The sequence below is a fragment of the Gramella sp. MAR_2010_147 genome, from assembly GCF_900105135.1.
Taxonomy (GTDB): Bacteria; Bacteroidota; Bacteroidia; order Flavobacteriales; family Flavobacteriaceae; genus Christiangramia.
In genome coordinates, this window is record NZ_LT629741.1 from 1,373,566 (window position 1) to 1,385,961 (window position 12,396).

Annotated in this window: 12 protein-coding genes; 1 reads left to right on the plus strand and 11 read right to left on the minus strand. The window is 33.2% G+C overall.

Features of this window, described 5'->3' with window-relative positions:
- Window positions 1–4: 4 nt before the first annotated feature.
- The 7 genes from neuC to BLT95_RS06260 are packed head-to-tail and all read right to left on the minus strand — an operon-like array spanning window position 5 to window position 7,081.
- The gene (gene neuC / locus BLT95_RS06230) at window positions 5–1,165 is read right to left on the minus strand and encodes a UDP-N-acetylglucosamine 2-epimerase (protein ID WP_089665255.1); all 1,161 of its coding nucleotides are present in this window, start codon (window positions 1,163–1,165) and stop codon (window positions 5–7) included.
- The gene (locus BLT95_RS06235) at window positions 1,162–1,803 is read right to left on the minus strand and encodes a hypothetical protein (RefSeq protein WP_089665256.1); all 642 of its coding nucleotides are present in this window, start codon (window positions 1,801–1,803) and stop codon (window positions 1,162–1,164) included. The genes neuC and BLT95_RS06235 overlap by 4 nt, the downstream gene beginning before the upstream one ends.
- Window positions 1,796–2,797, minus strand: a complete 1,002-nt coding sequence (locus BLT95_RS06240) for an N-acetylneuraminate synthase family protein (RefSeq protein ID WP_089665257.1) — start codon at window positions 2,795–2,797, stop codon at window positions 1,796–1,798. Before BLT95_RS06240 ends, BLT95_RS06235 begins: the two co-directional genes overlap by 8 nt.
- 3 nt (window positions 2,798–2,800) lie before the next feature.
- On the minus strand, window positions 2,801–3,676 hold the full coding sequence (locus tag BLT95_RS06245; RefSeq protein WP_089665258.1) for a hypothetical protein: 876 nt from the start codon (window positions 3,674–3,676) through the stop codon (window positions 2,801–2,803).
- Window positions 3,677–3,679: 3 nt separating this feature from the next.
- A complete protein-coding gene (locus BLT95_RS06250) occupies window positions 3,680–4,759 on the minus strand; it encodes a glycosyltransferase family A protein (protein WP_089665259.1) in 1,080 nt (359 codons plus the stop codon).
- The gene (locus tag BLT95_RS06255; protein ID WP_089665260.1) at window positions 4,759–5,928 is read right to left on the minus strand and encodes a hypothetical protein; all 1,170 of its coding nucleotides are present in this window, start codon (window positions 5,926–5,928) and stop codon (window positions 4,759–4,761) included. Before BLT95_RS06255 ends, BLT95_RS06250 begins: the two co-directional genes overlap by 1 nt.
- Window position 5,929: 1 nt before the next feature.
- Window positions 5,930–7,081: a glycosyltransferase gene (locus tag BLT95_RS06260; protein WP_089665261.1), complete on the minus strand. Its 1,152-nt coding sequence runs from the start codon at window positions 7,079–7,081 to the stop codon at window positions 5,930–5,932.
- Window positions 7,082–7,204: 123 nt separating this feature from the next.
- Here BLT95_RS06260 and BLT95_RS06265 point away from each other — a divergent pair, with 123 nt between their 5' ends.
- Window positions 7,205–8,170, plus strand: coding sequence for a glycosyltransferase family 10 (locus BLT95_RS06265; RefSeq protein WP_089665262.1), 966 nt, complete (start codon window positions 7,205–7,207; stop codon window positions 8,168–8,170).
- Window positions 8,171–8,266: 96 nt separating this feature from the next.
- On the opposite strand, the gene BLT95_RS06270 is transcribed toward BLT95_RS06265, so the two are convergent.
- The 4 genes from BLT95_RS06270 to BLT95_RS06285 are packed head-to-tail and all read right to left on the minus strand — an operon-like array spanning window position 8,267 to window position 12,392.
- Window positions 8,267–9,526 carry a UDP-glycosyltransferase gene (locus BLT95_RS06270; protein ID WP_089665263.1) on the minus strand — a complete coding sequence of 420 codons (1,260 nt, stop codon included), beginning with the start codon at window positions 9,524–9,526 and terminating at the stop codon, window positions 8,267–8,269.
- On the minus strand, window positions 9,516–10,622 hold the full coding sequence (gene wecB / locus BLT95_RS06275; RefSeq protein WP_089665264.1) for a UDP-N-acetylglucosamine 2-epimerase (non-hydrolyzing): 1,107 nt from the start codon (window positions 10,620–10,622) through the stop codon (window positions 9,516–9,518). The genes BLT95_RS06270 and wecB overlap by 11 nt, the downstream gene beginning before the upstream one ends.
- Window positions 10,619–11,557, minus strand: coding sequence for a glycosyltransferase family 2 protein (locus tag BLT95_RS06280; RefSeq protein ID WP_089665265.1), 939 nt, complete (start codon window positions 11,555–11,557; stop codon window positions 10,619–10,621). Before BLT95_RS06280 ends, wecB begins: the two co-directional genes overlap by 4 nt.
- Before the next feature lies 1 nt (window position 11,558).
- Window positions 11,559–12,392: a glycosyltransferase gene (locus BLT95_RS06285; RefSeq protein WP_089665266.1), complete on the minus strand. Its 834-nt coding sequence runs from the start codon at window positions 12,390–12,392 to the stop codon at window positions 11,559–11,561.
- Between the last annotated feature and the right edge of the window lie 4 nt (window positions 12,393–12,396).

Consider the following 12,396-nt stretch of genomic DNA (forward strand, 5'->3'; position numbering starts at 1 on the left):
ATATTTAGTAAGTGATTGTTTTCGATGAGCTGAGTTCCGTCGTTGCTAAAATATTGGCAATGATTTTACCGGAATACCCTTCACCATAGATCGCTGATGGTGTATATAAAGGCCGCCGATATAATTCCTGTATTCCATTTAAAATTTCCATTTCAGAATATGGTAAGTCTGTAACATTTTCGGCCCGCAATCTTCTATTCTGTCGGTTACCAATATTGATTACCGGTAAACCCAGGGAACTGGCTTCTCTAATTCCAACGCTAGAATTACCAATAAGAAGTTTCGAAAATTTAAGTAAACGTAAAAAATCCAGAGGTTCCATATTCTTAAAAAAATGAATGTTTCCTGGATCATTAAGCTCCCGATAAGCACGTATTCCATTAGAAGTTCCATCAGATCCTGCATCAACATTTGGCCAAAACCAGAATGTGGGCAAACCGCTTTTATGTACAGCCCTTAGAGTTTCTTCTATATGTATTCTCGAACTTTTAAATTCCGTTGTAACGGGGTGTTGCATTACAATTTGATAACCTTTTTTCCAGTCAATATTTTCACCTACACCTCCATATTTCTGAAGAGGATCAAAATTTAGTTCTAATTCGTTTTCAATCTGTTTAACTAGATCAATTGAAGGACATCCCGTATTAATCACTTTTCGTGGTTCTTCTCCTAATTTAATTACCCGATCTCTGGCATCGTCACTGGATACCAGGTGTAGATCAGCCAGTTTCGTATTAGCATGTCTAACCTTTTCATCTATACTCCCGGTCACCTCCCCTCCCTGAATATGCACCAGGGGGATATTCTGATAGGCCGCGGCAATGGAGGTAGCAATAGTCTCAAACCTGTCGGCTATGGTTACAACTGCATCAGGTTGCAGGTTATAAAACACATTTGTTAGTTCCATTACTCCAATCCCCGTGGTTTTAGCCATAGTAGTAGGGTTTTCTCCCTCCAGGACCATAAAGACCTTTGTAGCAGCTTTAAAACCGTCTTTCTCGATGAAATCTGCGGCGTTTCCATATCTATCCAATAATGCCGAACCGGCTATTACCAGCTGAAGTTCCAAAGATAGATGAGCTTCGATAGCAGTAAGAGCGGACTTAATACGACTATAAGACGGTCGGGCAGTTACAACTACACAGATTTTTCTTCGCTTTTTCATCTTGAAAATTTTCTAATTTGGAAATGAAATTTTGAAGTTAACTTTAATTTAAACCATTCTAAAAAATGAGTAAAGTGAGGATCCGTAAATATCACTTTAATACCTCCCTGGTAATGCTCTTTAGCTCGGTTTGAGTAATAACTATTCTTCTTGCTGGTTATCAAATGTACGAACTTCGAACTGGGAAAAAGATTTTGACAAATTTCTGTTTGCTCCTTTCTGTCTCCTTCTACCAAAATAATACAATGATCATTCATGATATGCTTTATGGATTTCAAATTAGATTCTTTACCATCAATTATTATCAAGTCAAATTCTATATCTCTTGGCAAATTCTGAATAGAAGGGAATAATTTTAGAAAGCTATAATCTTTACCGAGGTTTTCAGGTAATTTAGAAAGACAAAATTCGTTATTTTCGGTGCCGTAAACCTTAGGTCCGTACTCATTTTTATAAGCCTTAATTATAGAGTCAGAAATAGTACCTATGCCGACACCCACTTCAAGAATATTCTCTGGTTTAAATTTATTTATAAAATTAAGAATTTCGCCCAATGCATACTCACTAGTAATGAACTGACTCCCTTCAGTTCTTGAAAATTTACTGTATTGCTCTTTTATAAAATCCTTTTTATTCATTCAAAATATCTTTCTCCTTTAAAAAATCCCATTTATTAAGGTTATTCTTAAGTTTCTTCCCCATTACTTCTCTAAATTCTTTGGCATCTATCCCTTTATCTTTTGGCTTTTTAGCCTCCATATCTTCAAATTTAAGTATATGCCCTTTCCTTAAATTTTTATTTACTGCCAAAGATTTCTCAAAAATAGATTTTAATTTTTCATATTCTCTATTATCCGATTTATCTACCGGATTCATTAAGGCTTTTGAAATATTTCTTACTGAGCTAACCAATTCTGTAATCTCATCAATTTCTAAAGAGGAAGTTGCATCAGGACCAAAACTTTTTCTACTGAATACTGCATGAAATTCAAGAATTTCAGCGCCAAGAGTTGTAGCAGCTATACAGGTCTCTTTTTTTGCGGAATGATCTGAATAACCTACCTCAACTTTATATCGCTCCCTTAGTTCTGGTATCACATTCAATCCATATTGCTCGGGCTGTGTAGGATATGCGGTAGTGCATTGCAAGATACTGTAAGGTACCTTTCTTTCCTTTAAAAATTCAACAGTCGAATCCAGTTCAGAAAAAGAACTCATTCCGGAAGATAGAATTACCGGTTTCCCGGTGTTTGCAATTTTTTCCAGGAGTAAGAAATTGTTAACCTCACCAGAACCTATCTTATATCGTTCTACTCCTAATTCTTCCAGGAGATCTACTGCTTTATTGCTAAAAGGAGAAGCTAAAAATTCAACTTTTTTTTCTGCACACCTATCTTTCAGAATTTTCCATTCTTCGGGAGTAAACTGCATTCTTTTCCAGTAATCGAATCTTGTTTTATCCTGCTCAGAAAACTTGATCCTGAAAGGCTCATAAATGCTACTCTCTGCTTCTGCAATATGTACTTGGAATTTCACAGCGTCCACCCCAGTTTCTGCGAGCGCATCAATATAAGAAAGAGCCATTCCAAGACTTCCCTCATGGGCCTGACCTACTTCAGCGATTATAAACATAAATTATACTTTTAAAATAATATTAATTGCCCCAGCCATTAGTTCCTCATCTGTAAAATCTGTAAAATCAGGATGCAAATTGAGAGCTTCAAATTTCCTGTAATATTCTGAATTTCTATCAGGTACTTCATAGGTAAGATGGACAATTTTAAGATCCAGGTTATTAAATATCTCTAAATACTCTGGTAACCTTAATCTATTGTGATAATCAAACCTGGTTTGTTTCTTTTGCCATTCCCTTCGTGAATACTTTAGAAAATCCTGAAGGGAAAGCTCTTTATCCAAATAGGCCCTGTGGTCTCCGGGAGAAATAAGATGTACAATATGAGCTCCCGGCTTTAATTCCTTTTTAAATTTGAGGTGCATAGATTTAATTGTTTCTGGTCTCAAATGCTCCAATACGAAACGGGAAAAGACCAGATCACAATTTGTAAGCTTTTGGTCTAAAATATTTGAGTTAGGGTAATACTTGATCGCTTCAGGAAGTGAGTAAGCTGACTCTTTAACCTTGTTGATTTCTACTTCATATTCTCCCGAAAAAGCCTCATTTAACTTTTCAATATTTTCCCTTTGATAATGCCTATTAAGGTCAAAAGTTTCAACTTTTTCTGCTTTTCCCATGTAGCGAAAAAAGTAAGGCATTAGGGGTAACCAACCCGATCCTATTTCTATAACAACCCGATCTTTAATCTCTATTCCTTGTTCCCGGGTTATATCTTGGAAAGTCCTGAAAGTGTTATGTGAAGATCTAATTTTAAAATCCAGGTTCTCCTTACTGAATAACTCCTGAACTTTATGATAAACCTGCTCCCCCTGCTTATTAGGCAGGATCTCTAAAAACCTGAAAAAAAAACTCTTAAACGTTAGTTTTAAAGACATGAACTAAGAAAATTTTATAGCAACTTCTATTTCGTAATTGTCATGATTTACCTTTACGGAATATGGTATATCGCGATAAAATGAAATTAGATGCAACAATACCTTATCGTTTACCTCTGTTAAAGTATAATATTCAGGCACTTTTTTACCTAAAAGTCTTTTGGTCTTATATTTTAAAGTGTCCTCAAAAGGATCTGTAACAATCCTTATCTTTATAATTCCCGTTTTAAAACCAGGTAATTGTCCGAATAAGACATCTTCTACCTGTCGTTTCTCATTAGTAACTTCCTTGAATAATGCGGCCTCTTCCAGTTCATCAAATTCTTCTTTGCTTAGATTTTCACCCCAAGAATCATTATTAATCTTTGTTATTCCATTTTTCATAGCATTTTTAAGATGCTGATGATTCAGGGGAAGTATTCCTGAAAGCTTAAGTTCGGAAGTTGATCCTGTTCTCTCGCGGCTTTGGTAAGAAGGATGCCATTGATGTAATAATAAGAGTTCTTCATCATAAAATTTAACCCCGTAACCCGCATTTTTCAATCTTATGTGCATATCGGTATCTTCAGCTCCCCAGAAATGATAAAATTCGTCAAACCCATTTAATTCCTTTAACTGAGCAACAGGAAAAAGACTTAACCCTGTTGCTTCGTTTGTACTTAACCTGTAATCTGAATATTCACTAAATGCTTTGGTCTTCCGGCTTTCTGATGAACTTAAATAACCTACCTGAAAATAAGTGGTCTGTCCTGTTTTCGTCAAATTATAAGCCGTTTCCACAAATTCGGGATGAAAAATAACATCCACATCTGCAACAAAACAAAAGTCCGTTTTTAAATTTTTGATCACCGAATTGAGAGCCCTGCTTTTATTCCAGGGCTGGTATTGAGTGGGATAAAACTGGTAGCTAATAAAAGGATAGTTTTGGCACAATCTTTTTATATCTACAGCCAGATCAGGAGTAGATCCATAATCAATAAAGAAAACTTCAAAGTTCTTATTGGTTTGTTCTAAGAGTGAATCGAAAGATCTTTTTATCCTTTTTGAGTCCCTATTACGATATGGATATAATATTGAAAGCATTATGAGTTAAAGATCCTTTTTAATTTTAATTTTTGACGATATAATATATTCTTAATCATATAAAAGTAGATTTCTGAATCTATCTGGTTCATTTCTTTTATAACTCTTATTAACTCTCTGTCTAGCGTTAGCTTTTTCTTTTTGGACAGTAGCCAACCAATATACTTCTTCTTGTTTTTTCTAAACTTATTAAGATCGAAGACTTTTGCATAAAATTCCAGTTTCCCCAGTATTTCCAAGGTGAGCATTGTTCTTTGACATTTATAGCACTCTGAACAATTTATTTCATCTCTCCCTTCTATATAAGGATGAGTGCATACATCGAGATGTTCGAATGTTTGAGGGAATTCTGAGATTAGTTTGGTTCTTTCTATTCTGGAATATTTAAGTGCACTTACAAAAAAAGAGGTTGATTCTGTAGATAGGTTTGGAATTATTAGCATATCTAGATCTGCTATTTCCTTATTATTAAAAGCAAAATGATCGAAACGTGTACCAGAGGAATAATAATAATTCTTAAATAATTTCTGCAAAAGAAGTGCACAGGAAATGGTTCTAAGATTATAGGTTTCCTGAAATTTCATTTTTAAAATTTCGCTAAGATTAGAATCTACTGTAATAACTTCTCGGTTAACTTTTTCGGCAAATTGAGATACATTATTAAACCTTTCGTTGAAAATTTTCCTGGCCTTATCTCCTCCATTATCACCATGGGAGCCTACATTAAAAAAAGTGAAATATTCAATCAGATATGGACTTACTTCATCTTTATGATCAAAATAAGTAGCAAAGGAATCAATTCCGCAGGACAAACCAGTTCCTGCCGTGTTAGCTACATTAAAATCTGAAGTACATAAGGATGATGGAATAATTTTTATTCTTTTATAATTAGGATTAACTAAACAGAACGCATCTAATAAATAATGATTAAGACTGTAAAAAAGCCTGGCTGATATAGGACCTTTTAATTTGAGATCATGACCTGTTTTTAGACCTAAAAACAATAATCCAACAACAAAGGCATCAAGTTGTTCAACGATTAAATATTCTTTATACTTATTTGAAAAAGAATACCATAATTTTTTCTTATTAGCTTCAATTTCAAAGTCAACTGATAATATGACCTTATCATCTCTTTTTTCTAATTGGGGCTTATCAATGATTATCATATTAACCTATCAGCTGTTTTTCTATGGACCTATACTGCTTTTGCACCTCATTTTTAATATAATCCCTATCTAAAAAGGGTTTAATTCGCTCGGTATTATGCTCAATAGCCTTTTTTATAAACGCCGGGTCATTAATTGCTCTTACTATTAATTCTCTAATTTCGTTATAATTTTCAGGGTCATTAATCAAAAATCCATTTTTCTCATGACCTATTAATTCGGAGGTGGCGCCCCCCGGATCTGACTGAATAGGAAACGAATTCATAATTATCGACTCAAGTAGTGTATTAGGCAGACCATCTGAAATACTATTCCCAATTGAAATTTTTGCACTGCCCATTAGTTTTAAAACTTCTGTTTGAGTAAGGTTATACTTTACGTCAAAATTATCCCACTCCAACAATCCACTTTTTCTGGCAAATTCAAAAACTTCTTTATTTGCACCATAAACCGTGATCCTGTATTCCTTTAATTCAGATTTAATTCTAATTAAGCCTTCGAGCACCCTATTACACCTGCCCAATTTACCTTGATATCCCTTTATGATTATACCTTGCTTTTCTTTAAAGCTAGAGATAAATTTATCATATTCTTCTAAATTATACCCACCACCTGTAGGATAAGTGCCTAAATATTTACCCTTAAATCCAAAATCCTTAGCCAATAAATAATCTCGAGAACAATCGGCAAACATATAATCAATTTCGAGTAGGGTTTCTTTTATATTCTTCAAATCCCTATCGAAGTTTTGCCTGTAAAACAAATCATTTCCCCATGCCGAATAGACCCATTTAATATTTGGAAAATTTCGCATTACCGGCAAAATAGAGAAGGCAGCAGACTGTAGTACGAAAGAATGAACAATGTCTGGTTTAATTTCTTTAATTTTTTCTTCCAGAATAGATTTTAGATCCCTTTGATTAAGTTTATTTAGAAATTTATTTAGAACAGGAGCCTTAGATTTCAACAAATACCTTCCCGGATAATTCCATCTATTGCGCCAGCCCACAGTTTGTTCTACAAAATCTAAACTTTTCACGTAGGTATTAGAATCAAATACATCTATCCAATAAACCTCATGATCGGTATCTCTTAATTGTTCTGCCCATCTGAAAAAATGAATTGAAAACATGGATACCATTAGTATTCTCATAAAGTAATTGTGAAAATTAAATTATTACAGGATCTTTTATCTCCTTTCTTAAAAAGGCCATAATTCAAGTATTAAAAGCTAAAATAAATTAAAATGTTAGCTTTGGTTAAAATAAGAAAATAAATGATCAACATATTTAAAATTGGCCATTTACCCTATACGCCCTTTGATGAAAATTTTTCTAAGGACGACCTTTTGTATTTGAATAAAAAAGGAATAAAAATAACGAAGAATAAAAATAAGGCAGATATTTTTGTTGCCGGAAATCATCGAAGTCTTAAAAAGTTTATTTTAAAAAATCCCGGGAGGAAAAATTATCTTATTTGGGCTCAGGAACCCAGATTTTCAACCACCAGTTCCTCTATTTACTACCCTTTTTTAATTTTCCCTAAAGTAAATGTAATGAACATCTATACCGGCGATGTTTTTGGAAATAATGTAACTTATCAGGAAAAGAGATTTCTTAATAAACCTCAACTTGATCTTCTAAATAAAGACTTCGAACTTTCAAATAGAAAAGTAGCAGCATTAATGTCTTATTATAATGGAGGAAAAACAAGTAAATTGATAGTCGGCGGAAGTAATATAGATCTTATTAAAAAAAGGTCCGATATTGCTCACCACTTATTATCTGAAAATATGATAGATATTTATGGTCAGGGCTGGCCTAAAGGTATATCTATAGAAGATTCAAGGTTTACTGACAGGCATACTAGAAAGAAGGATATTTTAAAGAACTATAACTTTAATCTCTGCTTTGAAAATACGGTTTATCCTAAATATATCACAGAAAAAATTTGGGAAAGCATTGAAAACAACTGTCTTCCTATCTATTATGGCGGACCAAAAAGCTCGATCTATGAGATTTTCCCCAGGAAAAGTTTTATAGATTATTCAGAAATTGAAAATCCAGAGAAATTACTCGATTTTATTAAAAATATGAGTACTGAAGATTTCATTAATAGATTAAATAAGTGTATAAATGTTTACAATTCCTTTACAGAAAAACCTGAAAAATTTTGGAAAGAAACTCATAAGAAAATGCTCGATAACATCGTTAAAAAATGCAATGATATCCTTGCATCATAAAACTTCTACAAGAGCTAAGCAAAAAAATTTAGAATGCTTTGAGAGCTTTGGTATTCTAAAAATTAATTAATATGGACACAGTATCTCTATATTCTTCTAAGGTTTTTCACGTATTGAATCTAAAATTTCACTAAGATGATTTTTTGATAAATAATAATCTAAGTCTGTCCTATTTAGTTCGCATAAATCATTTTTCTTCCATTTAATATATAAGCTTTCAATAGTTAGAAACACTTTCTCTATATCATCAATCTCAGACCAGTAAAAATAATCATCACCCAGTAATCTTCTGCATTCACTTTTAGATGGACCAAGTAATAATATAGGCCTATTGGCATGTATGCAGTGTGGAAATTTCCCAGGCAAAAATGGACTCACCTCAGCCTTTGCTTCGAGAATTATATTTACAAAAGCTTGTTTTTGCAATGTATTCACCTGATCAAAAGCCATATAATCTTGACTTATTTCTATCTCCTTAGTAATTGAGGAAACCTTCTTTAGGTAGTCGGAATAGTGATTTTTACCGCCAATAAAAATCAATCGCGCGTGAGTTTTAGCTTCTGGATAGATCTTTAAAAACTTTTGAAAACCTTGAATTAAACCTTTAGGATCTCTTCCCCACAACAAATTTCCAGCATGAATTAAATTGAAATTCGATGGCTGAAAGAAAGAGGGATAGTCAATTGGTTTGTTAGTAGATTTATTTAACTGGTGTGGAATAACCACAGCCTTTTCCATATCGAAATTATAATGATCATGCATCCACTCTAGTAGCAGCTTACTGGGAAAGGCAATATATTTGGCGGTATTAAATACTTTATTTACGAATTTTATTTTTTGTTCCCATCCCGGCTCACTATAAGTATAAGGAGGTGGAAATATATGCATTGGATAAGGATCATGTATGTATGCTATCCATTTTTCATGAAATTCTGGCATTTTAAGAAGGGCGTGATGTGGCCTAAAACTTCCTCCCTGACTAAGGCTAAGAACCAGATCAGCATTAAAGTTATCCCTTCTTAATTCTGAAATAATACTATTGCGATCATTAAAAAGAGTAAAAGAAAAACCGAATTGGTTTTCAATATATTTATTTGAATTTAAACCTAAATATTTACGAGTATACCTTTCTATTCTGCTGATCAAAAAAGTTAAGTTCCTTCTGCGCTCTTTAATGTTAATACATTCAATATCCCCTATTTGAATTTCTTTCCTGGAATAATGATATACTTTCAACTCATAACCCACATTATGTAAATTTCGGATCAAGGCAACATTAGCCTTAGACCCACTACTATTTTCCACATCTATGGATTCTACAACGATTAAAATTTTTGCTGGTTTTTTATTTTTCATTCATCATTATTAAAAACTCAGCTATTCTTGCAGAGGCATGTCCGTCACCATATGGATTTTCATCAAGTCCCGTCCAGTCATTGTTCAATAAATAAAAAACTTTTTCCGTTATTTTATTTTCTGATGCTCCAGTTAAAAATGCAATTCCAGCATCTACACCTTCCATGCGTTCTGAAACTTCACGGGTAACAATTATTGGTTTATTAAAACTTGGTGCTTCCTCCTGGATACCTCCAGAATCGGAAATAATCAGATCAGAAATACTCAGCAACCATAATAAAACTGGATAATCTACAGGATCTATTAAATGAATACCGTCTACTTCTGCGAGATTTTTTAATACTGCATTTTGAACATTTGGGTTCAAATGAACCGGAAAAACTATTTGTATTTTTTTTGTTGAAACTATTTTTTTCAGGGCATTGCATATCTCCTCGAAGCCGTCACCAAAATTTTCTCTTCTATGACCAGTTACCAGAACTGTCTTTTTATCAGGATCTAATTTTTTCCTGATTTCCCGTGTCACACTATTTTTAGCAATACTATCTAATCTAGACTTTCCAAAATTTAAGGCATCAACAATAGTATTCCCGGTCAAAACTATTCTATCGTCCGGCACACCTTCCTTTAATAAATTTTGTCTTGAACTTAAGGTAGGAGCAAAATGAAAGTTAGCCAATCTACCAATTAACTGGCGATTGGCCTCTTCGGGATAAGGAGCCTGCAAATTATAAGTTCTCAATCCAGCTTCAATATGTCCTACGGGAATACCGCTATGAAAAGATGCTATAGAAGCCATTAATGCTGTGGTGGTATCACCCTGAACCAGAATAACATGAGGCTTTTCTTTCTGAAGTATTGTATTGAACTCCTTTAAAATAGAAGAGCTAAGAAGATTTAGATTCTGATTTTTAGTCATCAGATCCAGATCATAATCTGGCTTAATTTCAAAAAAACGGAGCACACCATCCAGCATTTCGCGATGCTGGGCTGTTATACATATTTTATGTGAAATACTTCGCTTCTTCAGCTCATGTATCACCGGAGCCATCTTAATTGCCTCTGGACGTGTACCAAAACAAATTAAAGTTTTCAAGCGTCGATTATTTTACCTTTTATAATAAAAAGAGGTCTAATTAACGGATAAAAATAGAATCCTGCCCTATACAATTGCTTGCGTGTACTAGAATAATTAGATTTTTTTAACACCAGTTTTATCATTCGCGTTGACCTAAAATAAAAACTCATCTGTAAAAAATGCTTTAAAAGATTTTGAGTTATTAAGTCTTTAGTCACTAAATTTTTGAATACCAAAATATAAGCTTCTATATGAGACTGAATCCTTATTTGGTTTCCACTCATATATTCTCCCGTATTAGAATTAGCATGCTTACGCCCATACATTAGTATTTTATTAATTAAGACTCCCTTAGAGTTATCAGATAAAATCCTGGAGTAAAGTTCCCATTCTTCAGCGTACATTAAATCTTCCTTAAACCGCTTATTTTCAAAACACCTTCTATTCCATAAAATCTGGCATGAATTAAAAGGAATTTCATTCAGGACTACTTTTTCGATCTTCTCTACACCTAAATATTCACGTGTTATGTTTGCATTATTATCGAAGTTGTAAAAAAACTCTCCTTGAAAAGTTTCCCTTTTAAATCTACTAAAATCGAACTCCCCTTTAGATAACTCTGAATGTGAAATTGCTAACAATTCTGGATGAGCGATATCGTCATCATCAAAAAACAATATATACTCTCCGGTAGCTATATCCAGACCATAATTTCGGCAACCGGGTAAACCTTTATTATAATTTTTAGGCCGCTGTTGGTATTTCAAGCGTGTATCAGCATTAAGAATTGGTTCAATCACGTCAAAAGTGTTATCACTCCCACCATCGTCGATGATCAAACAATTCCAGTTTTGAAAACTCTGCTTCTGGATAGATTTTAAAGTTTCAAGGATAAAATGAGCCCGGTTATACGTAGCCATTATAATCGTAACTTCTGGAATATTTCTAATCATATCAGGATAAGAATCTTTTTTTCAAATATCTAAAAGGTTTTAGTACTAAGCCCCCTAAGATATATTCTTTTGAATCTTTCAATTTTAAAAACTGGTTTCTTTCCTTTCTTAATGTCTTAGTATAGTTCTCGATCAATTTATCATAACTGGAAAGATACAAATGACGATTTTTTTTAAAAATATATTCCCATATTTCAAATTGAATCTGATTTGCTTTTTTTCGCATTGAAATATTCTTCTGCCTATAATTAAATAATGGTTCTTTAATGACATGTGCATATCCCCCCAACGCTAAAAGACGAATATAAAACTCCCAATCTTCGAAACCCTGAGTCATTTCCTCATCATAACCATCAATTTTCAAAAAATCATCTTTTCTAAATAATGCATTTCCGATCGCTGAATTTTGAAATAAGAAATTTTGAAGGTTCCCTCCTACCGGAGTGAAAATATCTATAGTTCCTGTCTGACTAAATCTTCTGGCCTCACAAGTTACAATTTTACAGTTTTCATTTGATCTTATAATATTAATTGCTTTTTCACCAAAGGAAGAGTCGAAATAATCATCACTATCCTGTACGATGATATATTCTCCATTAGCCTCTTGAATCCCCTTATTTCTTGCTGCACTTAATCCTTTATTGTCCTGTGTTATTATTAAGTCAATTTTTGATTTAAAACTTTTTATAATTCCCTTAGTTTCAAAATTTGAACCGTCATCTACGACAATAACCTCTTTATTTCCATAAGATTGAGAAATGGCAGAATCTATACTTTCTTCAATGAACAAAGGATCATTATAACACGGGATTACTATAGATAGTTTTTCTATCATTAAG